We start from the raw sequence: 23,162 nt of genomic DNA, 5'->3' as shown, positions 1-23,162 counted from the left end.
CGCTGATCCGCTGTCCCGCGAAACGGAAGGTGTGCCGTGTCCGCTGCAGAGCCGGCCGTCCCGGAGCCGACGGCCCGGTACGAGTCCTACAGCCACGAGGCCCTGGCCGCCCAGGTCGAGCAGGGCAACGACCCGGTGTCGGCCGGCGAGGCCGGCGCGCGCTGGACCGAGCTGTCGCGCCGGTTCCGCGATTCCACCGCCGAGCTGACGTCATTGGTCACCGGCAGCCAGGAGTCGTGGCAGGGCGAAGCCGGTGACGCGATGCGCGCGGTGCTGGGCCGGGCCGCGACCTGGCTCGGCGACTCGGCCGCGGTGGCGGGCGTGGTCGGCGAGTCGGTGGCGGGCCAGGCCGAGGTTGCCGCGCGGGCCCGCGCGGACATGCCGCCGCCGGTGGCGTACGACCCGGCGGCGATGCTCCGCTCGGCCGCGGCGAGCGGGAACGTGCTGGCGCTCGCCGGGCTGTCGGCCGTGATGGACGCGCGCCGCGCGGAAGCCGAAGCGGCGCGGCAGAAGGCGATCGACGTGCTGCACACCCGGGACACCGCGCTGCACGGCCTGGTGCCGCGGGTGGTGTTCCCGGTGGCCCCGGAGCTGGGGCCGGCTTGATCCGGGTCTCCGCGTCGGCGTTCGACGTGCTGTGGACCGACCTCGGGCTCGGCCGGCCGCCGGTGCCGCTGGCCGTGCGCAGCGTCGGGTCCACTGAGGACGAACGCGCCGTGATCCGCGCCGAGGTCTACCGGAACCTGGGCGAGCGCGGGCTGTTCGACGGCGCCGCGCTGGATCCGGCGCTGGAGCACCGGCTGCGATTACTGGACGGCGCCGAGCAGTTCGTGGCCTGTGAAGCGCTGGTGGACATGACGGCGGAGGTCCCGTTCCGCGCGGTGGCCGCGGTGCGCGGGCGGTCCGGGGTGCTGGCCGTGCAGCCCTCGCAGACGATCGCGTTGAGCGGGATCCGCAGCGGCGAGCTGGGCACGGCGATCGTCGAGGTGCTGCCGGAACTCGGGGCCGGGCCGGGCTACGGCGTGAGCCTGCCGGCCGGGACGCTCGCGGGAGCCGGGGACCCGTCGTCCGGCGGGCGCGGCGCCCGGTCGGCCGAGGCCGCGGCGTCCGCGGACGGGCCGGGCACCTCGGCGGCGTCGGCGGCTCAGGTCCGGGAGGTGCTGGCCATTCAGGCCCGGCCGGTTTACGCGGCGGGGCAGTTCAGTGCCTACGCGCGGGGCGGGGACGGGAAGGTGGCCCGGGTCGGCGGGCTGACCTGGTTCGACACCGACCTCGGCGCCTACTGCGCGACCACCTCGGCGGGCCGGGGCGGGCAGGAATGGGTGAACGTCTCGCCGGTCGACGGCGGCCGGCTGGCCGAGCGCGTCGCCGGACTGTTCTCCGTGGACTGAGGTTCCCCGGCGGCGGGGGAGCCGACCCGGGCAGCGGTGCGGTGAAGCGGGTGCATTCGTCCCCGCCGGACCGGTCTCGCCAACGCTGAGGGCGGCTGCCCCCACCCGCCCCCACCGCCTTCCCCACCAACCCCCACCGCGGTCCCCACGCGCCCCCACCCGGATCCCCACCAAGCCCCACCAAGGCCCCGAATCCGGGCGGAACGGTCCTCACGCGGACGAAATCTGGACGTCCGACCGCCTCCCTCGGTTGCCCGGCGCCCCCGCAGCGGGGGATCTTGGCCACGGGCCCCCACTGGCCCCCCACCTGCACCCACCGCGCTGACCTGCGTAAACGACAGACACGACGGAGTGGTGGACGCGTTTGTCGCGTTGACTGTGGTGAAAAGTGGGGTACGGTGGTGGCTAGTGGGGCAGAAGGGAGCCCCGTAGCCGGGGCCGGCGTGGTTCGCCAAGCCGGAGCCGGTAGGGAGGTGGAAGCCGATGTTCCTCGGCACCCACACCCCGAAGCTGGACGACAAGGGGCGGCTCACGCTTCCCGCGAAGTTCCGCGACGCCTTGGCCGGCGGGCTGATGATCACCAAGGGGCAGGACCACTGCCTCTTCGTCTTCCCCCGCGCCGAGTTCGAGCAGATGGCTCGGAAGGTCGCCGACGCCCCGTTCACCAACGAGGCGGTCCGGGCCTACCAGCGCTACCTGTTCGCCGGAACCGACGAACAACGCCCGGACGGGCAGGGGCGCATCGCGATCGCGTCCGAGCTCCGGCGCTATGCCGGGCTCAACAAGGAATGCGTGGTGATCGGTGCGATCACCCGGCTGGAAATCTGGGACGCCCAAGCGTGGCAGGGCTACCTGGACGAACACGAGGACAGCTACGCGAAGGCTCGAGAGGAAGTTCTACCGGGCGTCTTCTAGGGACGCAGCCAACGGAGCACCTGCGTCGTCGGGGGACGAAGGTAGGCCGTGGCCGCGCCGCCGGACGCCGCCCACCGCGGATGCCGTGAGGCCTCTGTCCGCTCTTTGGCCCTGGCGCACCTTCCCCGGTGCCAGGTCAGCAAGCGGGCGGACAGGGACCTGACGGCATCCGCCGCATCTTCCCCGGGGTAGCAGCACACGGAAGGGGGGAGAAGCCATGACGACCGGGCACGAGCACGTTCCGGTACTGCTGGACCGGATCATCGAGCTGTTCACCCCCGCGTTCGCCGATCGCGACGCCGTGCTGGTGGACGCGACCGTCGGCCTCGGCGGCCACTCCGACGCCCTCCTCGAAGCCTTTCCCCGCCTGCGGCTGGTCGCGCTGGACCGCGATCCCGCCGCGCTCGAGCGCTCCGGTGAGCGGCTCGCGCGGCACGGTGACCGCGTCGACTTCGTCCACACTGTCTACGACGGACTCCCGGAGGCGATCGAAGGCCTCGGACTGTCCAGTGTGGACGGCATCCTGTTCGACCTCGGCGTGTCCTCGATGCAGCTGGACCGCGCCGAGCGCGGCTTCGCGTACTCGAAGGACTCCCCGCTGGACATGCGGATGGACCCGACCACCGGCTTCACCGCGGCCGACGTGCTCAACACGTACGCGCCGGGCGAGCTGATCCGGATCCTGCGTGACTACGGCGAGGAGCGGTTCGCGCAGCGGATCGTCCGGGCCGTGGTCAACGAGCGGGAGAAGGAGCCGTTCACGCGCAGCGGGCGGCTGGTCGAACTGCTCTACGACGCAGTGCCCGCGGCGAGCCGGCGCACCGGCGGCCACCCGGCCAAGCGCACGTTCCAGGCGTTGCGGATCGAGGTCAACGGCGAGCTGGAGGTGCTGCGCCGGGCCATGCCCGCCGCGCTGTCCGCGCTCGCCATGGACGGGCGCATCGTCGTCGAGTCTTACCAGTCGCTCGAGGACCGCCTGGTCAAGCAGGCGCTGGCAGCGCTGGCGAAGTCCCGGACGCCCGAGGGGCTGCCGGTCGAGCTGCCCGGGCACGGCCCGGAGCTGAAACTCCTGACGCGAGGAGCCGAGAAGGCCGACGAGGGCGAGATCGAGCACAACCCGCGCGCCGCCTCGGTGCGGCTGCGGGCAGCACAGAGGATCGGAGAGCCGCGATGACCGCACCCACGAAGTCCCGTCGCCGTTCGGGCGAGCCGGCGACCCGCCGGCGCGAGCAGGCGGGGACCACGGTCGAGCTGGAGCCGGAAACCACCCAGCCGGAAGTGGCGCCACGCCGCGGAACGCGCGGGCGGACCACGGCGGCGGAGCGGGCGTACGCGCGCCGCGCCCAGCGGGCCGATCTGCTGCAGCAGCGCGGGCCGAAGCGGCCGGAGGCCAAGGCCGAGCCGCTGAAGGTCACGCCCAAGGTCAAGCGCGGGCTGCGCTGGCCGCGTTCGCGCGCGTCGTTCGTGCTGATCATGATGGGGCTGCTCGTCGCGGGCGTCGCGTCCACGCTCTGGCTGACCACGCAGGCGATCGCCGACTCGTACCGGCTCGAGCAGCTGCGGACCACCAACGCGAACCTGGCCGAGACCAAGGACCGGCTCGAGCGCGAAGTCGCCAAGGCGCAGTCGCCCGCGTCGCTCGCGCCCGCCGCGAAGCAGCTGGGCATGGTGCCCGGCGGCGACCCGGCGCGCCTGGTCGTCGGCCCGGACGGCAAGACCACGCTGGTCGGCCAGCCGCAGAAGGCGCAGGGCCAGGACACCCCGGCGCCCGTCGCGCCGCCGGTCGCCCCGGCGGCCGGGACGCAGGGCGGCGCCCCGATCGAAGGTGACCAGCCCGCGGTGCCGGCCGACACCGCGGGCCAAGGGGGACAGTGATGCCGGCAGGACGTTCGAGCCAGGCGCGGGCGCGCGCGGCGGGCAGCGCGCGGCGCACCTACGCCGCGGGCACCCGCCGCGCGGTCGCCAAGCGCGGCAACGGCGGGCACCGCGGCCGGTTCTCCGCCGTGCGGCTGCTGCTGGTCGCGCTGATGGTGATCGCGGGCGGGAAACTGGTGCAGGTGCAGTGGTTCGAGGCGCCGACGCTCTCGGCCGCGGCCGAGCGGCAGCGCACGCTCACCATCGACATCCCGGCCCAGCGCGGGTCCATTGTGGACCGTAATGGCGCCAAGCTCGCCTTCAGCGTCGAGACGCGCACGCTGTCGGTGAACCTCAAGGCGCTGCACAAGGCGATGGACGACTACGCCGCGAAGAACCCCACCAAGGGGCGGAACTTCGAAACCGAGGTCACCTCGGCGGCCAAGTACATCTCGTCGAAGGTGCCGAACCTGATCACCGAGCAGGAGCTGCTGACGCTGCTGCACAAGCCCGGCTCGTTCACCTACCTGGTGAACGACGTCGAGCCCTCGGCCGCCGACGACATCGTGAAGAAGTTCGCCTGGATCGGCGTGGAGAAGCGGGCCAAGCGCGAGTACCCGGGCGACACCCTGGCGTCGAACATCGTCGGGCTGGCCAACTGGCGGATGGACGACCCCGACGTCTCCAAGCACAACCTGCACGGCGTGGTCGGGCTGGAGCAGTCGCGCGACAACGACCTGGCGGGCACGCCGGGCCGCGAGATCGTGAACACCCAGAACGGCAACGACAACCTGTACCTGCCGGGCACCGAGCACGTGCTGCAGGCCGCCATCCCGGGCTCCGACCTCGAGCTGACCATCGACTCCGACCTGCAGTACGAGCTGCAGCGGCAGCTGAGCGACTACGTCGCGCTCTCGCACGCCAAGGGCGGCCAGGCCGTGGTCATGGACTCCCGGACCGGCGAGGTCTACGCGCTGGCCGACGACAAGACGTTCAACCCCAACGACCAGTCCACGTTCCAGGACGAGCTGCTCAACGACCGCGCGGTGACCACGCCGTTCGAGCCGGGCTCGGTGAACAAGGTGGTCACCGCCACCGCGGCGATCGACAACGGCGTCGCCACGCCCACGTCCACCACCTCGGTGCCCGGCCAGCTGAAGATCGCCGACGCCACCGTGCACGACGCGTGGGTGCACGGCACCCAGACGTTCACCACCGCGGGCATCTTCGCCAAGTCGTCCAACATCGGCACGCTGCTGCTCGCGCAGCAGGTCGGCCCGGACCGCTACTCGGCGCTGCTGAAGAAGTTCGGCATCGGCCAGCGCACCGGGCTCGGCCTGCCGGGCGAGAGCCCCGGCTACGTGCCCGCGCGCAACCAGTGGTCGCCGACCACGTTCGGCAACCTGCCGATCGGGCAGGGCCTGTCCATGACCGTCGTGCAGATGGCCGGGATGTACCAGGCGATCGCGAACGACGGGCTGCGCGTGGAGCCCCGGATCGTGAAGGCGAAGAAGAACCCGGACGGCACCCTGGTGCCCGAGCCCGCGCCGAAGACCGTCCAGGTGGTCAGCCCGCAGACGGCCAAGACGGTGCGCGACATGCTGCGCGCGGTGATCCAGGACGGCAAGGGGCTCAAGGGGTCGCAGGCCGGCACCGCGCCCAGCGCCGGGCTGGACGGGTACCAGATCTCCGGCAAGACCGGCACCGGCCAGCAGGTGGACCCGCGGACCAAGGCCTACAGCGACCACCTGTACAACATCACCTTCGCCGGCATCCTGCCCGCCGACCACCCGCGGTTCGTGGTCGGTATCCGGCTCGACGCGCCGGACACCACGCTGCCGGCCGGGCACTCGGCCGGGCCGCTGTTCCACGACATCGCCTCGTACCTGACCCAGCGGTACCAGATTCCGCTTTCGGACGGGCCGGCGCCCGAGGTCCAGCTCGTCGATCCCTGAGCCACAACTGCGCCACAAGACCGACGTCAAGGCCTCCTTACCCGCGTACGGCGCGGGTGAGGAGGCCTTGACCGCGTCGGGGCGGCGATCGTCCACATCGGCTGGTGCCAGTGCGGGAAGTCCTTGCGCCGTAACGATCTCCGCGGCCGCCTTTAGCACATGTGCCGACCGGGCACACATTGGCCGTACCGCCTTGGGTCACCCGAATGCGACCTCGGTAACCTCTCGGGCGTGTCCGTGTCCTCGTCCCAGCCCCAGAGCGGGCCGGCTGCCCCGTCCCTGCCGGACAGCCCGGTGAAGGCGGTCCCCGCACCGCCGCGCCCGGCCCGGATCGAACCGGTGCCCCTGGCCACGCTGCTCGCCCGAGCGGGCGCGCGGCTGATCGCCGACCGCCCCGAGGCGGCCGACCTCGCCGTCGCCGGAACCACGCTGCGCGCGCAGCACGTGCTGCCCGGCGACCTGTTCGCCGGCCTGCCCGGCGCCCGCGCGCACGGGGCCGACTTCAGCGACCAGGCCGTGGCCGCCGGGGCCACCGCGGTGCTCACCGACCCGGCCGGCGCCGAGCGGCCCGCCCTGCGCGACGCGGGCGTGCCGATCCTCGTGCATCCGGACCCGCGGGCCGCGCTCGGCGAGATCGCCGCCTGGATCTACGGCGAGCCCTCGCTGCAGCTGTCCGTGCTGGGCGTCACCGGCACCTCGGGCAAGACCACCACCTCGTACCTGGTCGACGCCGGGCTGCGCGCGGCCGGGCTGACCACCGGCCTGATCGGCACGGTGGAGACCCGGATCGCGGGCGAGCGCCTGGTCAGCGGCTTCACCACGCCGGAGGCGCCGGACCTGCAGGCGCTGCTCGCGGTGATGCTGGAGCGCGGCGTCACGCACGTGCCGATGGAGGTCTCCAGCCACGCGCTCGCGCTGGGCCGGGCGAACGGCACCCGGTTCGCGGTCGGCGCGTTCACCAATCTCTCCCAGGACCACCTGGACTTCCACCACGACATGGCCGAGTACTTCGCGGCCAAGTCGCTGCTGTTCGACGGCCGCTCCACCACCGAGGTCGTGGTGGTGGACAGCGCGTGGGGGCAGGCGCTGCTCACGCCGCAGACGGTGACCGTGTCGATCGAGCCGGGCACCGACGCGCTGTGGCGCGCCTCGGACATCGAGGCCACCCCGGCCGGCGAGCAGACCTTCACCCTGCACGGGCCGGACGGGCTGACCGCGGCGGCGAAGATCCCGCTGCCCGGCACGTTCAACGTGGCCAACGCGGTGCTCGCCGCCGCGATCCTGGGCAGCGCCGGGGTCGGGACGGCCGACATCGTCCGCGGCCTGGGCACGGTCGAGGTGCCCGGCCGGATGGAGCGCGTCTACCTGGGCCAGGACTTCACCGCGGTGGTCGACTACGCGCACAAGCCCGCGGCCGTGGCCCAGGGCCTGGACGCGCTGCGGGCGCGCACCGACGGCCGGATCATCACCGTGCTCGGCTGCGGCGGCGACCGCGACACCGCCAAGCGCCCGATGATGGGCGAGGCCGCCGCGCGCCGCAGCGACGTGCTCATCGTGACCGACGACAACCCGCGCTCGGAGGACCCGGACGCGATCCGCGCGGCGATGCTCGCGGGCGCCCGCGGCGTCGGGCCGTCCCAGGGCGGCGAGGTGCTGGAGGTCGGCGACCGCCGCGAGGCCATCACCCACGCCGTTTCGCTCGCCCAGGCGGGCGACATCGTCTTCATCGCCGGCAAGGGCCACGAGACCGGTCAGGAGATCCAGGGTGTGGTGCACCCGTTCTCCGACCGGGACGAGCTCGAGGCCGCCATTCGCAAGCATCTCGAGGTGAGTGCGTGATCGAGCTCAGCCTGGCCGAGATCGCCGACGTTGTCGGCGGCCGGCTGCACGGGACCGACGGCTCCCCGGTCGTCACGGGGAGTGTCGAGTTCGACACGCGGAAGCTGGGCCCGGGCGGGCTGTTCGCCGCCCTGCCGGGCGAGCGCGTGGACGGGCACGACTTCGCCGCGCAGGCGGTGGCGGCCGGCGCCGTCGCCGTGCTGGCCGGCCGGGAGGTGGACGCGCCCGCCGTGGTCGTCCCGCCGCTGCCCGCCGGGCAGGCGCACGAGCGCTCGGTGGCGCTGGCCGGCGACACCGACGGCTCCGGCGCGGCCGTGCTGGCCGCGCTGGCCAAGCTCGCCCGCCACGTGGTGGACCGGCTGGCCGCGGACGGGCTGACGGTCGTCGGCGTGACCGGCTCGTCCGGCAAGACCTCGACCAAGGACGTGATCGCGCAGCTGCTGGAGCCGCTCGGCCCCACCGTCGCGCCGCCCGGCTCGTTCAACAGCGAGCTGGGCCACCCGTGGACCGCGCTCCGGGCCGGCCGCGACACCAAGTACCTGGTGCTGGAGCTGGCCGCGCGCGGGCCGGGGCACATCGCCGAGCTGGCCGCGATCGCGCCGCCGAAGATCGGCGTCGTGCTGAATGTCGGCACCTCCCACATCGGCGAGTTCGGCTCGCGCGAGGGCATCGCCAAGACCAAGGGCGAGCTGGTCGAGGCGCTGCCGGAAGACGGCGTCGCGATCCTGAACCTGGACGACCCGCTGGTCGCCGCCATGGCGAGCCGCACCTCCGCCCGTGTGGTCGGCGTGGGGGAGACGGCCTCGGCGCAGGTCCGCGCCGTCGGCATCACCCTCGACGATGAGGCCCGCGCGTCGTTCCGGCTGGTCACCCCGGCCGGCGAAGCATCGGTGAAGCTGCCGCTGCACGGCGAGCACCACGTCGGCAACGCCCTGTCCGCGGCCGCCGTCGCGCTGGAACTCGGCGCGACGCCCGCCCAGATCGGCGAGCACCTGTCCGCGCTGCAGCGGCGCTCGGCCCGGAGGATGGAGGTCACCACCCGCGCCGACGGCGTGACCGTCCTGAACGACGCGTTCAACGCCAACCCCGAGTCGATGCGCGCCGGGCTCAAGGCGCTCGCGTCGATGAGCGCGTCCGGCCGGCGGTCCTGGGCCGTGCTCGGCGTGATGGGCGAGCTCGGCGCGGACGCGGTGAACGAGCACGACGCGATCGGCCGGCTCGTCGTCCGGCTCAACATCGACAAGCTCGTGGTGATCGGCCCGCAGGCCGCGGCCATGCACCAGGGCGCGTTCCAGGAGGGCTCCTGGGGCGAGGAGTCGGTGCTGGTGCCGGACATCGACGCCGCCGTCGCGCTGCTGCGCGATCAGCTCCGCCCCGGGGACATCGTGCTGGTCAAGGCGTCCAAGGTGGCCGGCCTCTGGCGGGTGGCCGAGGCGCTGCTCGCCGATCCCCCCGAAGCCTCCCCGTCCGAACTCCCGTCCTCCCCCTCCTCCGAACGCTCGAACGGTGGTCACGCGTGATCAACATCCTGATCGCGGCCGCGGCGGGCCTGCTGGTCTCCATCCTGCTCACGCCCTACCTGATCCGGGTCTTCTCCCGGCAGGGCTTCGGGCAGGAGATCCGCGAAGAAGGCCCGCAGGGCCACAAGTCGAAGCGCGGCACCCCGACCATGGGTGGCGTCGCGATCATCATCGCGATGGTCGTCGGCTACTTCGTGGCGCACCTGGTCGGCTGGCTCGGCAACTCGCACAGCGCGGCCCCGTCCGCGTCCGGCCTGCTGGTGCTGATGCTGGCCGTGGGCCTGGGCATCGTCGGCTTCCTCGACGACTTCATCAAGATCCGCAGGCAGCGCAACCTCGGCCTGAACAAGACCGCCAAGCTGGTCGGCCAGCTCGTGGTCACCATCGTGTTCGCGGTGCTGTCGCTGCAGTTCGCCGACGAGCACGGGCTCACCCCGGCGTCGCAGAGCCTGTCCTACGCGCGTGACCTGGCGCTGATCACGTTCCCGTCGATCGTGTTCGTGATCTTCTGCTACATCGTGATCTCCGGCTGGTCGAACGCGGTGAACTTCACCGACGGCCTCGACGGGCTGGCCGGCGGCGCCGCGGCGATGGTGCTCGCGACGTACGTGGTGATCTCGTTCTGGCAGGCCCGGCTGTCCTGCTCGCCCAACCCGGCGCCCGCCTGTTACGACGTGCGGGACCCGCTGGACCTGGCCGTGGTCGCCGCGGCGGCCACCGGCGCCTGTGTCGGCTTCCTGTGGTGGAACGCCGCGCCGGCCAAGATCTTCATGGGCGACACCGGTTCGCTCGCGCTCGGCGGCCTGGTCGCCGGGCTGTCCATGACCACCCGCACGGAGCTGCTCGCCATCGTCATCGGCGGCCTGTTCATGGTCGAGATGATCTCGGTGGTCACGCAGATCGCGGTGTTCCGCACGACGCGGCGAAGGCTGTTCCGGATGGCGCCCTTCCACCATCATTTCGAACTAGCCGGGTGGGCGGAAACGACGGTGATCATCCGGTTCTGGCTGCTGTCCGCAATCTGCTGCATGTTCGGCCTCGGGCTGTTCTACAGCGAGCAGCTCGGCCTGGGGAGCTAAGCCTTGTCCCGAGGCGCACTGGACCTCGACGGCCGGTCCGTGCTCGTCGCGGGCGCCGGGGTCACCGGGAAGTCGGTGGTCCCGGTCCTGCGGGAGCTGGGCGCGCACGTCACGGTCACCGACGGCAACGCCGAGCGGCTGGCGGAGCTGGCCGGCCTCGGCGCCGAGCTGGTGCCCGGGCTGACCGAGCCGCCGCCGGGCACGGCGCTGGTGGTGACCAGCCCCGGCTGGCGGCCGACCTCGCCGCTGCTGGTCGCGGCGGCCGAGGCCGGGGTCGAGGTGATCGGTGACGTCGAGCTGGCCTGGCGCGTCGGGCAGCTGCGCGAGCGGCCGCCGTCGTGGCTGGTGATCACCGGGACCAACGGCAAGACCACCACCGTCGGCATGCTGGAGTCGATCCTGCGCGCGGCCGGGGCCGACGCCGTGGCCTGCGGGAACGTCGGTTACGCGGTGCTGGACGCGGTCCGGGCCGGGCACGCGGTGCTCGCCGTGGAGCTGTCCAGCTTCCAGCTGCACTGGTCCTCGACGCTGGCGCCGGACGCGTCCGTGGTGCTCAACCTGGCCGAGGACCACATCGACTGGCACGGCTCGATGGAGGAGTACGCCGCGGCGAAGGGCCGCGCGCACACGCACTCGCGCGTCGTCGTGCACAACGCCGAGGACGACTGGTCCACCCGGCTCGCCGAGGAGCACGCCCCCCGGGGCGCCCGCCGCGTCGGGTTCCGGCTGGACACGCCGTCCGCCGGCGAACTCGGCCTGGTCGAGGACCTGCTGGTGGACCGGGCTTTTGTCCCCGACCCGGCGACCAGCGCGGAGGAGCTGGCGACGCTGTCCGACGTCCGCCCGGCCGGACCGCACAACGTCGCGAACGCGCTGGCCGCCGCCGCGCTCGCCCGCGCCCACGGCGCCGGCCCCGAGGCTGTCCTCAAAGGACTGCGCGAGTACCAGCCCGCGCCGCACCGCGCCTCCGAGGTCGGCGAGATCGACGGCGTCCGCTACGTCGACGACTCCAAGGCCACCAACCCGCACGCGGCCGCCGGGTCCCTGCGTTCGCACGCCAGCGTCGTGTGGATCGCCGGCGGCCAGCTCAAAGGCGCCTCGATCGACGAACTGGTGGCCTCGATCGCCGGCCGCCTGCGCGGGGTTGTGCTACTCGGGGTGGATTCACCCGTGATCGCGGCCGCTGTGGCGCGACACGCGCCGGATGTCCCGGTCAACAGCCTCCGTCCGGGTGACGATGAGCCCATGACTGCGGCGGTGAGTGCGGCCAGCGCGATGGCTCGACCCGGTGACGTGGTGCTGCTCGCTCCCGCCGCGGCGTCGTTGGACATGTTCCCGAGCTACGGCGCGCGCGGCGACGCGTTCGCGAGCGCGGTGCGTGTCCTGGCCGACGGTGCGGCGGGGGCCCCGAATGACGGCAGTTGACGAGAAGAAGACCGAAGGCCGGCCGCGGCGGGAGCGCAAGGAGAGCCCGTTCGTGGCGTTCCGCTCGGCGCTGACCGCCTGGCTGTCCCGGCCGCTGGCTTCGTTCCACCTGGTGCTGGCGCTGACCGGGGTGCTGACTGTGATCGGCATGGTCATGGTGCTGTCCGCGTCCTCGGTCGCCTCCTACGACCCGAAGACCGGCAGCGGCGTCTACTCGATGTTCATGCGGCAGCTGATGTTCGTCGCGATCGGCTCGGTGGTGTTCTGGGTCGGCCTGCGGGTGAAGCTGGAGCGGATCCGCCGGATGTCGGCCACCATGGTGGTGCTCTGCCTCGGCCTGCTGCTGCTGGTGCTCACACCGCTCGGCTCGACGGTCAACGGCTCGCAGGGCTGGTTCAAGCTGGGGGTGTTCACCTTCCAGCCGGTGGAGGCCGCGAAGGTGGCGCTGGCGTTCTGGGGCGCGCACATCCTGGTGATCAAGTACAACGTGATCCACCAGTGGCGGCATCTGCTGGTGCCGGTGGTCCCGGTGGCGCTGGTGATGTTCGCGCTGGTCATGCTGCAGCCCGACCTCGGCGGCACGGTCACCCTGGCCGTGGTGCTGCTGGCCCTGCTGTGGTTCGCGGGCGCCCCGAAACGGCTGTTCGGCGTGCTGCTCGCGGGCGGCCTGGCCGGCGTGCTGGTGCTGGCGATCATCGCCCCGTACCGGCTCAAGCGCGTGATGTCGTTCCTCTCGCCGAACGCCGACACCACGGTCGAGGGCTACCAGGCGAACCAGGCCAAGCTCGCGCTCGCCGACGGCGGCCTGTTCGGCAAGGGCCTCGGCCAGGGCGCGTCCAACTGGGGCTACCTGCCCAACGTGCAGAACGACTTCATCTTCGCGCTGATCGGCGAGGAGCTCGGGTTCGTCGGCTGCGCGGTGGTGCTGGCGCTGTTCGCCGCGGTCGCCGTGGTGGGCCTGCGCATCGCCACCCGCAACATCGACCCGTGGATCCGGATCGTCTCCGGCACGCTCACCATGTTCCTGGTCGCGCAGGCCGCCATCAACATCGGCTACGTGGTCGGCCTGCTGCCGGTCACCGGCGTCACGCTGCCGCTGATCTCCTACGGCGGCACCTCGCTGGTGATCACCATGCTCATCATGGGCGTGCTCGCCAACGCCGCCCGGCACGAGCCGGAGGCGGTGGCCGCACTGCGCTCGCAAGGCCCGGGTAAATTCGGACGCCTGCTGCGGCTGCCCGCACCCGATCCGTACCGCCCGCCGACCACCCGCAAGGGTCAGGCCGCCCGCGGCCCGGCGTCGGGGGCGAAGACAGCCCGGCCGGCGCCGCGCACAGCCCGGCCCGCACCGGCACAAGAGCGTCGCCGGACGGTCCGGCAACCCGTGCGGCGGACCACCACCGCGCGCACCAGCGCGGCGCGGACAACAGCGAACCGCGGGGCCAGGGGCACCGCGAACCGGAGAGGTACTTGGTGAGTAAGCCCGTCAAGGGAGCCGAGCGATCGCCCGTCGGCAAGGCGCCGACGGTGGTCGTCGCCGGAGGTGGCACTGCCGGCCACATCGAACCCGCGCTCGCGCTGGCCGACGCCGTGATGCGGCTGCGCCCGGACGCGAAGGTGGTGGCGCTCGGCACCGAGCGCGGCCTGGAAAACAAGCTGGTGCCCGCCCGCGGCTACCCGCTCGAGCTGATCCCGCCGGTGCCGTTGCCGCGCAAGCTGAAGCCGGAGCTGCTCGGGCTGCCGCTGAAGGTCCGCGATTCGGTGCGCCGCACGCGTGAGGTGCTCGAGCGCGTCGGCGCGGACGTGGTGGTCGGCTTCGGCGGTTACGTCGCGCTGCCGGCGTACCTGGCCGCGCGCGGCCGGACGCCGATCGTCGTGCACGAGGCCAACAAGGCGCCGGGCCTGGCCAACAAGGTGGGCGCGCGGTTCGCCACCCGGGTCGCCGTCGCCGTGGCCGGCACGCCGCTGCCGAAGGCCGAGGTCGTCGGCATCCCGCTGCGCCGCTCCATCACCTCGCTGGACCGCGCCGCGCTGCGCGCCGAGGCCCGCAAGTTCTTCGACCTCGACCCGGACGCCCCGACGCTGCTGGTGTTCGGCGGCTCGCAGGGCGCGGCGTCGATCAACGCCGCCGTCTCCGGCGCCGCCAAGGAGCTGGCCGACGCCGGCATCGGCGTGCTGCACGCGCACGGCCCGAAGAACACCCTTGTGGTGCAAGAGTTCCCGGGCCGCCCGGCGTACGTGCCGGTGCCGTACCTGGAGCGGATGGACCTGGCCTACGCCGCGGCCGACGTCGTGGTGTGCCGCTCGGGCGCGATGACCGCGGCCGAGGTGTCCGCGGTCGGGCTACCCGCGGTGTTCGTGCCGCTGCCGCACGGCAACGGCGAACAGGCCGTGAACGCGCAGCCGGCGGTCGAGGCCGGGGCCGCGCTGATGGTGACCGACGCCGACCTCTCGCCGGGCAAGATCGCCGAGCTGGTCGTGCCGCTGGTCGTCGACGCCGCCCGGGTCGCGGCGATGAGCTCGGCCGCGGTCGGGCTGGGCCACCGCGAGGCCGACGAGACGCTCGCCAAGATCGTGCTGGAGGCCGCCGGTGCCTGAATCATCGACGGAACCACGGCTGCCGGAAGAGCTGCGCCGCGCGCACCTGATCGGGATCGGCGGGGCCGGGATGTCCGGCATCGCCCGGATCCTGCTGGCCCGCGGCGCGTTCGCGTCGGGGTCGGACGCCAAGGAGTCCCGCGCGCTGCTTTCCCTGCGCGCGCAAGGGGCCGAGCTGTTCGTCGGCCAGCGCGCGGAGAACCTGGACGCGCTGCCCGAGCCGCCGTCCGCCGTCGTGGTGTCGACCGCGATCAAGGAGACCAACCCGGAGCTGGCCGCCGCGCGTGAGCGCGGCATCCCGGTGCTGCACCGGGCGCAGGCGCTGGCCGGGCTGATGGCCGGGCACCGGGTCGCCTGCATCGCCGGCACCCACGGCAAGACCTCGACCACCTCGATGCTCACCGTCGCGCTGCAGCACTGCCGGATGGATCCGTCCTTCGCGATCGGCGGCGACCTCAACGAGTCCGGCGCGAACGCGCACCACGGCGGGGGCGGCATCTTCGTCGCGGAGGCCGACGAGAGCGACGGCTCGTTCCTGACCTACACCCCGTCGGTGGCGGTGGTGACGAACGTCGAGCCGGACCACCTCGACCACCACGGCACCGCCGAGGCGTATGTGCGGGTGTTCACCGAGTTCGTCGCCCGGATCGAGCCGGGCGGCCTGCTGGTCGTCTGCGCCGACGACGAGGGCGCGGCCAAGCTGGGCGACGAGGCCGAGGCGGCGGGCGTGCGCGTGCGCCGCTACGGCCGCGCGGCCACCGGTGCCGGTGACGCCCGGGTGCTCGACTACACCCCGGCGCCCGACGGCGGGGTCGTGCGGATCGCGCTGGACGGCGAGGAACTGGACGTCCGCGTGGCGGTGCCGGGTGAGCACATGGCGCTGAACGCGATCGCCGCGCTGCTCGCCGGCGCCGAGCTGGGCGCCCCGGTGGCCGGGCTGGCCGAGGGGCTGGCCGCGTTCGGCGGGGTCCGCCGCCGGTTCGAGTTCAAGGGCCGCGCGGGCGACGTCCGGGTCTACGACGACTACGCCCATCACCCGACGGAGGTCGACGCGCAGCTGCGCGCGGTGCGGACCGCCGCGGGGGAGGGCCGGGTGCTGGTGGTCTTCCAGCCGCATCTGTACTCCCGCACGCAGACGTTTGCGCGCGAGTTCGCCGAGGCCCTTTCGCTGGCCGACGAGATCGTGGTGCTGGACGTCTACGGCGCGCGTGAAGAGCCCGTGCCCGGGGTCACCGGCGCGCTGATCGCGGACCAGGTGCGCGGTTCCGTGCGCTACGAGCCCGCGTTCGACGTCGCCGCCCGCCTGGTCGCCGACCTGGTGAAGCCGGGCGACCTGGTGGTCACCATGGGCGCGGGCGACGTCACGCAGCTGGGCCCGGAGATCCTGGCCGAGCTGGACCGGCGGACCGCCGGCGCATGAGCCCGACCCGCGAGCACCGCCGGCCGCCCGAGTCCGAGCAGGGCGAGCGGGACCGGGCTGCCCTGGCGCGGGAGCGGCGGGGCCGGCGTTCGGAAGAGGAGCGGCGCCGTACGCGGTCGAGCCGCTCGCCGCGTTCGACTGCCCCGGCCCCGGCTTCGGCGAAGCGCGTCCGGCCCACCCGGCGCGCGGAGATCCGCCGGCGCTGGGTGGCGCTGCTTTCGGTGCTCACCCTCGTCGCGCTGGTGTACTTCCTGTTCTTCAGCTCGCTGCTCGGCGTGAAGGACGTCGCGGTGCAGGGCGCGAAACAGGTGTCGGCGGACCAGATCCGGGCGACCGCGGCGGTCCCGGCCGACAAGCCGATGCTGCGGGTGGACGTCGACGCGATCCGCGACCGGGTGGCGGCGATGTCCGGCATCGCGACCGTGGACGTGTCGCGCTCGTGGCCCAGCACCGTGGAGATCGCGGTGACCGAGCGGACGGCGATCGCGTTCTTCGACAGCGGCCCGGGCGGCGACGGCTTCCACCTCGTCGACGGCGGCGGCGTCGTGTTCAAGACGGTCAAGACCCGGCCGGCGGGCCTGCCCGAGCTGAAGCTGCCCAAGGTCTCCGCGGACGACCCGGTGACCCGCGCGGTGACGGCGGTGCTCGGCGTGATCCCGCAGGCCATGCTCAAGCAGGTCACCACGGCCACCGCGCAGACGCCCGCCAGCGTCGAGTTCACCCTGGCCGGCGGCCAGACCGTCCGCTGGGGCGACGCCGGGAAGGCCGACCGCAAGGCCGAGGTGCTCGCCGCCCTGCTCACCCAGCCGGGCAAGGTCTACGACGTCTCGGCGCCGGAGCTGCCGACCATCAGCTCCTGAGTTTTCCCACTGGCACCCTGTTCTCCGTATAGCGTACGGTGTTCTAGTCCGTACGTCATACTAGAAAGGGGACCGCATGACGATCCTGGTAACGGGTGCGACCGGCAACGTCGGGCGGCTGGTGGTGGACGCGCTGGTGGAACGAGGCGTCGAGGTGCGTGCGCTGACCGTCGACCCGGAGCGGGCGGCGCTGCCCGAAGGGGTCGAGGTGGTGGTCGGGTCGCTGGCGCGGCCGTCGACGCTGCCGGTGGCGCTGAAGGGGGTCGAGGCGGTTTACCTCGCGCCGATGGCCCGCACGGTCACCCGGTTCTGCGAGCTGGCCGCCGAGGCGGGGATCCGGCGGGTGGTCGCGCTGTCCGGCAGTAGCGTCGGCCAGGAGCACGAGGGCTCGAGTGGGCACGGGTTCGCGGCTGTCGAGAAGGCGGTGGCGGCCGCGGACTTCGACTGGACCTTCCTGCGGCCGGGCATGTTCATGAACAACACACTCGGCTGGGCGGGCTCGGTCCGCGAGTCCGGGGTGGTGCGCACGGCGTACGGCGACGCGACCCAGACGCCGATCGACCTGCGCGACATCGCCGCTGTTGCCGCGCATGTCCTGGTCACGACCGGGCATTCCGGTGAGACGTACGTCCTCAGTGGACCGCAGTCGGTCACGCAGCGGGAGATGGCCGCGGCGATCGGGGCGGCGCTGGGGCGGGAGGTGCCGTTCGTCGAGCTGACCCGTGAGGAGCAGCGTGCCGAATGGGTGGCGCACGGGTTCCCCGAGCAGGTCGCGGACTGGCTGCTCGACGGGTTCGCGGGATCGCTCGAACACCGGCAGGCGCCGACCGGGGTGGTCGAAGAGCTGCTGGGCCGTCCCGGGATCACCTATGCCGAGTGGGCGGTGGCGAACGTCGCGGCCTTCGGCGGCTGATCAACCCGGCGTGAAACCCTGTCCGCCAAGGCTTCCGCCGGTTGGTAAAAGTCCACTTCGGACAGCGCGAAAGGCCCTCTCGTCCATCGGGCGAGAGGGCCTTTCGCGGTCGGACGTCAGGCGAGCGCCGCGTCCAGGGTGATCGTGGTGCCGGACAGGGCCTTCGACACCGGGCAGGTCTTCTCGGCGGTGGAGGCCAGCTCCGCGAACTGCTCCGCGGTCACGCCGTCCAGCTTGGCGCGCAGGGTGATCGCGATGCCGCTGATCTCGAAGCCGCCGCCCTGGGCCGGGCCGAGGGTGACCTCGGCCGAGACGTCGATGGACTCCGCCTCCAGCTTCTGCGACTCCAGCACGCCGGACAGGTTCATCGCCAGGCACGAGGAGTGCGCGGCGGCGATCAGCTCTTCCGGGCTGGTCTGGCCGTCCGGGTTGCCGGCGCGGGTCGGGAAGGACACGTTGAACGTGCCCGCGTTGGACGAGTCGAGCGTGACCTCGCCCTGGCCCTTCTGCAGTCCGCCGGTCCAGTGGGTGGTCGCGTCGCGGCTGGGCATGGTGCCTCCTCGTGGGTTCTTCCGTAAGGTCTGCGGTAAAGGTAGCGCGCAACTACATTGTGCGCAAGTTATCTCGGAAAATCTGTCGTACCCGTGCGGCAGACTGCTGACATGACCGAAACGACCGACCCGGCCGCCCAGTCTCTGTCCACCGAACCCCTGTCCACCGAACCACTGTCCGCTGAACCCCTGTCCGCCAAACCGCCCGAGCGGCCCGATCCGCCCATGGCCGGCGACGAGCGCACGCAGCTCACCGGCTTCCTCGACTTCCTGCGGGCCAGCGTGGTCTGGAAGTGCTCCGGCCTCACCGACGAGCAGGCCCGCCGCTCGCTGGTGCCGAGTGAGCTGACCACCATCGCCGGGTTGCTCGGCCACCTGACCCTGGTGGAGAACTACTGGTTCCGCATCGTGCTCGACGGTCAGCCCGACGAATGGGCCGACGCCCTCGAGCTTGACCCGGACGCCGAGTTCCGCGCCGCCCACCGCACCCCGATCGAGCGGCTGATCGCGGACTACCAGGCGGAAACGGCCCTGTGCCGGGAGATCGTGGCCGCGCGGGCGTTCGACGACACGGTGGTGTTCAAGGAACGGGAGCCGCTGACGGTCCGCTGGGTCGTGGCGCACATGATCGAGGAGACCGGGCGGCACCTGGGCCACCTCGATCTGCTGCGCGAGCTGACCGACGGGCTCACCGGGGAGTGAGCCGCTTCGGCGGGAGGGGGAAGAAGCCGCTCGTCCGCTCGACGTAACGCGCGTAGCCGGGCCGGGTGTGCTGCATTCCCTTCTCCAGCATGGGTTTCCCGGTGCCGCGGGCGAGCGTGAAGGTCATCACGACGGGGGAGAGCACGGTGGCCGCGCCCGGCCAGGTCGAGCAGGCCAGCAGGTAGAGGCCCCACCAGACGCAGGCGTCACCGAAGTAGTTCGGGTGCCGGGTGTAGCGCCAGAGCCCGGTGTCGAGCACCTGACCGCGGCTGGCCGGGTCGGCCTTGAAACGGCGCAGCTGGACGTCGCCAATCGTTTCGAAGGCGAAGCCGATCAGCCAGACGGCCACGCCGATCCAGCCCAGCACCCCGAGCCCGTCGCCGTACATCGCGAACTGCACGGGCAGCGAGACGAACCAGAGGACCACCGCCTGGAACAGGTAAACGCGCACGAACAGCCGCCCGGCCGCGCGGTCCCCGGCGCGCTCCACCATCCGCGCGTACCGCGGGTCCTCGGGCTTGCCGTGGTTGCGCAGGTGCAGGTGGACGGCGAGCCGCACACCCCACACCACGGTCAGCGCCGCCGTCACCAGCCGCAGCGAAAGCGGCCCGCTGCCGAACGGGAACGCGACCGCCGCGATGATCGCGAAACCGAGTCCCCAGAACGTGTCGACGGTGTCGTAGCGCCTGCGCAGCCGGGCCACGCCGAACGTCGCGGTCGCCGCGACCAGCGTGACGCCGGCGGTGATCGCGACGAGCGCGCCGAGCCCGATCACCGCCATTCCCGCGTGGCGGGCAGGCCGCTTTCGCCGTCCGCCGAGGAGCGCACGGCGAGGATCTGGTCCACGCCCATCCGGTTCTCCTCGAACGCGAGCGCGCCGCCGACCAGGTACAGCCGCCACACGCGCGCCCCGGCCTCGCCGATCAGCGCGACGGCCCGGTCCCAGTTCTCTTCGAGCGTTTCGAGCCACGCTCGCACCGTCGGGACGTAGTGCTCGCGCATCGCGTGCACGTCACGGATCTCGAAGCCGGCTTTCTCCACGTGGCCCAGTGTGCGGCTCAGCGGGCGCATGGTCATGTCCGGCGCGATGTAGCGCTCGATGAACGCGCCGCCGCCGGGCGCCACCGCGCCGCGCGACATCTGTTGCAGCAGCAGCCTTCCGGTCGGTTTGAGCAGGCGGAACAGCATCCGGGTGTACTCCGGGTAGTTCGCCTCGCCGACGTGCTCGCCCATCTCGATGGACGCGACGGCGTCGAACGGCTCGTCGGCCACCTCCCGGTAGTCCTGCTGCCGCACCTCGACGCGGCCGGTCAGGTCGTGCTGCGCCAGCCGCGCCTGCACGTGCTGCACCTGCTCGGCCGAGAGCGACACGCCCACCGCCTCCACGCCGTGGTGCTTCGCCGCGTGGACGAGCAGCGAGCCCCAGCCGCAGCCGACGTCGAGCAGCCGCATGCCGGGCCGCAGGCCGAGCTTCTGGCAGATCATCTCCAGCTTGTCGTGCTGGGCCTGCGCGAGGGTGTAGCCGGGCTCGTCCGAGGTCCAGTACGCCGACGAGTAGGCCATCGACTCGTCCATCAGCAGCTGGTAGAAGGCGTTGGACAGGTCGTAGTGGTGGGCGATGGCGGAGCGGTCGCGCCGCAGGCTGTGCAGGACGCCGGTCAGCCGAGCCTCCTCCGCGGGCGGCCTCGGCGGGAGGCCGGCGACACCGAGCCGGGCGGCCAGCGAGACCGCTTCCGCCCAGTCGCGCGGCGCGAGCTTGACCCGGCGCAGCTCGCCCGCGCGGGTCAGCGCCCAGATCCGCCGGAACCCTTCGGTGAGGTCGCCCTCCACGTCCAGGTCACCGGACACGTACGCGCGGGCGAGGCCCAGCTCGCCGGGTGAGTACAGCAGCCACCGCAGTGCGCGGCGGTTCTTCAGGACCACCGCCGGGCCGGGCGGGCCCACGCGTTCGCCGTCCCAGGTGCGGACGGCGATCGGGAGCCCGGTGCCGAGCAGTCGTTCGGCGAAGGCGGCCAGACGGGTCGCGGAGCTTTTCGGCATACCGGGGATTCGCGGCCGGCGGGCGGGCGGATGGGTCGGAAATCCGGAACCCGCCAGCACCCATCCCCCGTCGGGGCAGCGCCGAATCCCCGACGTGCACCACACCACTGGACAACGCATCGCCGTCATCGGCAGCGGCGTGGCCGGCCTCACCGCCGCCTACCTGCTGCAGCGCCGCCACGAGGTCCTGCTGTTCGAAGCGGACGACCGGCTCGGCGGGCACGCGCACACCCACGACGTGCCGAGCGCGCACGGCGGCACGATCGGGGTGGACTCCGGCTTCATCGTCCACAACGAGCACACCTATCCCACGCTGCTGCGGCTGTTCGGCGAGCTGGGCGTGCGGACGCAGGAGACCGAGATGTCGATGAGCATCCGCTGCGACGGCTGCGGCCTGCAGTACGCCGGCGCGAAGGGCCTGCGCGGCCTGTTCGCCCAGCGGCGCAACGTCGCCGACCCGCGGTACCTGCGGATGCTCGTCGAGGTCAAGCGCTTCCACCGGCACGCGGCGCGGCTGCTGTCGCGGCCGGACGTCGGTGACGTCACGCTGGGCGCGTTCCTGGCCATCGGCGGCTACCCGGCCTACTTCGTCGACCACTTCGTGCTGCCGCTGGTGTCCACGGTCTGGTCCGCCGACCGGATGGACACGCTGCAGTACCCGGCCCGCTACCTGTTCGAGTTCCTGCGCAACCACGGCCTGCTCTCGGTGAAGAACTCCCCGACCTGGCGCACGGTCGTCGGCGGCTCGCGCGAGTACGTCGAGCTGGCGGCCAAGCAGCTGACCGCCGTGCACCTGTCCACGCCGGTGCGCTCGGTGACCAGGACCGCCCGCGGCGTCGAGATCCGCGACGACGCCGACACGCCGCACCGCGTCGACCACGTGGTCATCGCGACGCACGCCGACCAGGCGCTGCGGCTGCTGGGCCAGCCGACCCCGGCGGAGCAGGACGTGCTCGGCGCGTTCCGCTACTCCCGCAACGAGGCCTGGCTGCACACCGACACCAGCGTGCTGCCTTCCGTCGCGGCCGCGCGGGCCGGCTGGAACTACCGCACGCCGGTGTGCGGCGCGGACAGCGACGCCGTGCAGATCAGCTACGACATGAACCGGCTCATGCGCCTCGACGAGCCCGAGGGCTACGTCGTCACGCTGAACCCGCACGCCGCACCGTCGGCCGGCTCGGTGGTCGCGAAGATGGACTACGAGCACCCGGTATACACGCCGGAATCCGTTGCCGCGCAACGCAAACTGGTCACCCTGAACGACGGGGTGGTCGCCTTCGCCGGCGCCTACCACGGCTGGGGCTTCCACGAGGACGGCTGCTCGTCCGGGCTGCGGGCCGCGGAGAGCTTCGGGGTGACCTGGTGACCACAGTCCTGCACAACACCAATCTTTACGACGCCACGGTCGGGCACGTCCGGACCGCGGACCCGCCCCACGCCTTCGCGCACCGGATGTACTTGTGGCACACCGATCTCGACCGGCTCCCGCGGCTGCCGTGGTGGCTCCGGCCGTTCGCCCGGTTCGACGCCCGCGACCACTTCGCGCCGGGCGACAGCGGGACCATCCGGTCCAAATTGGACGACTGGCTCGCGCGGCGCGGCGTGGACCTGCGCGGCGGTCCGGTCACCATGCTGGCCTCCGCGCGCGTGCTGGGCTACGTGTTCAACCCGATCACCGTCTACTGGTGCCACATCCCGGACGGCGCGCTCGAGTGCGTGGTCGCCGAGGTGCACAACACCTACGGCGGCCGCCACGCCTACCTGCTGCGCCCCGGCGCCGACGGCCGGTCCACTGTGGACAAGGAGTTCTACGTGTCCCCGTTCCAGCAGCTGGACGGCCAGTACCGGATGCGCCTGCCGCGCCCGGAAGCGCTGCTCGACCTGACCGTGGCGCTGCATCGGGGCGAAACGACACCTTTGGTCGCTACGCTGCGAGGGGTTCGGCGGCCTGTGGACGCCCGCTCGCTCGCGCGGGTGGTGCTCGGCCGGCCGCTGCAACCGCAGCGGGTTTCGGCTCTGATCCGCCGGCACGGCATCACGCTGTGGCGGCGCAAGGCGGCGATCGCCGCCCGGACCCCGTAGAACTCCGGAGGACAGCTG

At 72.6% G+C, this 23,162-nt stretch carries 21 protein-coding genes; 18 read left to right on the top strand and 3 right to left on the bottom strand.

Features of this window, described 5'->3' with window-relative positions:
• The first annotated feature begins 36 nt into the window (after nucleotides 1-36).
• The 15 genes from OG371_RS46090 (at nucleotide 37) to OG371_RS46020 (ending at nucleotide 17,769) form a co-directional block, all read left to right on the top strand.
• Nucleotides 37-606, top strand: coding sequence for a PPE domain-containing protein (locus OG371_RS46090; RefSeq protein ID WP_329063865.1), 570 nt, complete (start codon nucleotides 37-39; stop codon nucleotides 604-606).
• Nucleotides 603-1,391 (top strand): ESX secretion-associated protein EspG, encoded by a 789-nt coding sequence (locus OG371_RS46085; RefSeq protein WP_329063864.1) that lies wholly within the window; start codon nucleotides 603-605, stop codon nucleotides 1,389-1,391. Before OG371_RS46090 ends, OG371_RS46085 begins: the two co-directional genes overlap by 4 nt.
• 483 nt (nucleotides 1,392-1,874) lie before the next feature.
• On the top strand, nucleotides 1,875-2,306 hold the full coding sequence (mraZ, locus tag OG371_RS46080; protein ID WP_091616769.1) for a division/cell wall cluster transcriptional repressor MraZ: 432 nt from the start codon (nucleotides 1,875-1,877) through the stop codon (nucleotides 2,304-2,306).
• 217 nt (nucleotides 2,307-2,523) lie between these two features.
• Nucleotides 2,524-3,480, top strand: coding sequence for a 16S rRNA (cytosine(1402)-N(4))-methyltransferase RsmH (rsmH, locus tag OG371_RS46075; RefSeq protein WP_329063861.1), 957 nt, complete (start codon nucleotides 2,524-2,526; stop codon nucleotides 3,478-3,480).
• Nucleotides 3,477-4,181 (top strand): hypothetical protein, encoded by a 705-nt coding sequence (locus OG371_RS46070; RefSeq protein ID WP_329063859.1) that lies wholly within the window; start codon nucleotides 3,477-3,479, stop codon nucleotides 4,179-4,181. Before rsmH ends, OG371_RS46070 begins: the two co-directional genes overlap by 4 nt.
• Nucleotides 4,181-6,115 carry a peptidoglycan D,D-transpeptidase FtsI family protein gene (locus tag OG371_RS46065; protein ID WP_329063857.1) on the top strand — a complete coding sequence of 645 codons (1,935 nt, stop codon included), beginning with the start codon at nucleotides 4,181-4,183 and terminating at the stop codon, nucleotides 6,113-6,115. Before OG371_RS46070 ends, OG371_RS46065 begins: the two co-directional genes overlap by 1 nt.
• Before the next feature lie 294 nt (nucleotides 6,116-6,409).
• Nucleotides 6,410-7,954, top strand: a complete 1,545-nt coding sequence (locus OG371_RS46060; protein ID WP_329073449.1) for a UDP-N-acetylmuramoyl-L-alanyl-D-glutamate--2,6-diaminopimelate ligase — start codon at nucleotides 6,410-6,412, stop codon at nucleotides 7,952-7,954.
• Nucleotides 7,951-9,474 carry a UDP-N-acetylmuramoyl-tripeptide--D-alanyl-D-alanine ligase gene (locus tag OG371_RS46055; RefSeq protein ID WP_329063854.1) on the top strand — a complete coding sequence of 508 codons (1,524 nt, stop codon included), beginning with the start codon at nucleotides 7,951-7,953 and terminating at the stop codon, nucleotides 9,472-9,474. Before OG371_RS46060 ends, OG371_RS46055 begins: the two co-directional genes overlap by 4 nt.
• Entirely contained in the window at nucleotides 9,471-10,553 is a 1,083-nt protein-coding gene (gene mraY / locus OG371_RS46050; protein WP_329063852.1) for a phospho-N-acetylmuramoyl-pentapeptide-transferase, read from the top strand. Before OG371_RS46055 ends, mraY begins: the two co-directional genes overlap by 4 nt.
• Nucleotides 10,554-10,571: 18 nt before the next feature.
• Nucleotides 10,572-11,978 (top strand): UDP-N-acetylmuramoyl-L-alanine--D-glutamate ligase, encoded by a 1,407-nt coding sequence (gene murD, locus OG371_RS46045; RefSeq protein ID WP_329073448.1) that lies wholly within the window; start codon nucleotides 10,572-10,574, stop codon nucleotides 11,976-11,978.
• The gene (gene ftsW / locus OG371_RS46040; protein ID WP_329063850.1) at nucleotides 11,965-13,455 is read left to right on the top strand and encodes a putative lipid II flippase FtsW; all 1,491 of its coding nucleotides are present in this window, start codon (nucleotides 11,965-11,967) and stop codon (nucleotides 13,453-13,455) included. Before murD ends, ftsW begins: the two co-directional genes overlap by 14 nt.
• Nucleotides 13,452-14,576, top strand: a complete 1,125-nt coding sequence (murG, locus tag OG371_RS46035) for an undecaprenyldiphospho-muramoylpentapeptide beta-N-acetylglucosaminyltransferase (RefSeq protein ID WP_329063849.1) — start codon at nucleotides 13,452-13,454, stop codon at nucleotides 14,574-14,576. The genes ftsW and murG overlap by 4 nt, the downstream gene beginning before the upstream one ends.
• Nucleotides 14,569-15,996 (top strand): UDP-N-acetylmuramate--L-alanine ligase, encoded by a 1,428-nt coding sequence (gene murC / locus OG371_RS46030; RefSeq protein WP_329063848.1) that lies wholly within the window; start codon nucleotides 14,569-14,571, stop codon nucleotides 15,994-15,996. Before murG ends, murC begins: the two co-directional genes overlap by 8 nt.
• Entirely contained in the window at nucleotides 15,993-16,856 is an 864-nt protein-coding gene (locus tag OG371_RS46025; protein WP_329063846.1) for a cell division protein FtsQ/DivIB, read from the top strand. Before murC ends, OG371_RS46025 begins: the two co-directional genes overlap by 4 nt.
• Before the next feature lie 76 nt (nucleotides 16,857-16,932).
• Entirely contained in the window at nucleotides 16,933-17,769 is an 837-nt protein-coding gene (locus OG371_RS46020) for an NAD(P)H-binding protein (protein ID WP_329063845.1), read from the top strand.
• A gap of 116 nt (nucleotides 17,770-17,885) precedes the next feature.
• On the opposite strand, the gene OG371_RS46015 is transcribed toward OG371_RS46020, so the two are convergent.
• Nucleotides 17,886-18,320, bottom strand: coding sequence for an OsmC family peroxiredoxin (locus OG371_RS46015; RefSeq protein WP_329063843.1), 435 nt, complete (start codon nucleotides 18,318-18,320; stop codon nucleotides 17,886-17,888).
• A 225-nt stretch (nucleotides 18,321-18,545) separates the two neighbouring features.
• Here OG371_RS46015 and OG371_RS46010 point away from each other — a divergent pair, with 225 nt between their 5' ends.
• Complete coding sequence (locus tag OG371_RS46010; protein WP_329073447.1) at nucleotides 18,546-19,022, top strand: DinB family protein; 477 nt, start codon at nucleotides 18,546-18,548, stop codon at nucleotides 19,020-19,022.
• Here the strand turns inward: OG371_RS46010 and OG371_RS46005 are convergent.
• A complete protein-coding gene (locus OG371_RS46005) occupies nucleotides 19,009-19,794 on the bottom strand; it encodes a DUF1295 domain-containing protein (protein ID WP_329073446.1) in 786 nt (261 codons plus the stop codon). The genes OG371_RS46010 and OG371_RS46005 overlap by 14 nt on opposite strands.
• Nucleotides 19,794-21,062: a cyclopropane-fatty-acyl-phospholipid synthase family protein gene (locus tag OG371_RS46000; RefSeq protein ID WP_329063842.1), complete on the bottom strand. Its 1,269-nt coding sequence runs from the start codon at nucleotides 21,060-21,062 to the stop codon at nucleotides 19,794-19,796. The genes OG371_RS46005 and OG371_RS46000 overlap by 1 nt, the downstream gene beginning before the upstream one ends.
• A 94-nt stretch (nucleotides 21,063-21,156) precedes the next feature.
• On the opposite strand from OG371_RS46000, the gene OG371_RS45995 reads away from it, so the two are divergent.
• Nucleotides 21,157-22,428 carry an NAD(P)/FAD-dependent oxidoreductase gene (locus tag OG371_RS45995; RefSeq protein ID WP_329063840.1) on the top strand — a complete coding sequence of 424 codons (1,272 nt, stop codon included), beginning with the start codon at nucleotides 21,157-21,159 and terminating at the stop codon, nucleotides 22,426-22,428.
• Entirely contained in the window at nucleotides 22,425-23,144 is a 720-nt protein-coding gene (locus tag OG371_RS45990; RefSeq protein WP_329063838.1) for a DUF1365 domain-containing protein, read from the top strand. The genes OG371_RS45995 and OG371_RS45990 overlap by 4 nt, the downstream gene beginning before the upstream one ends.
• The last annotated feature ends 18 nt before the right edge of the window (nucleotides 23,145-23,162 follow it).

Source organism: Amycolatopsis sp. NBC_01480 (assembly GCF_036227205.1).
Taxonomy (GTDB): Bacteria; Actinomycetota; Actinomycetes; order Mycobacteriales; family Pseudonocardiaceae; genus Amycolatopsis.
This window is presented reverse-complemented; position numbering and strand designations above follow the sequence as displayed.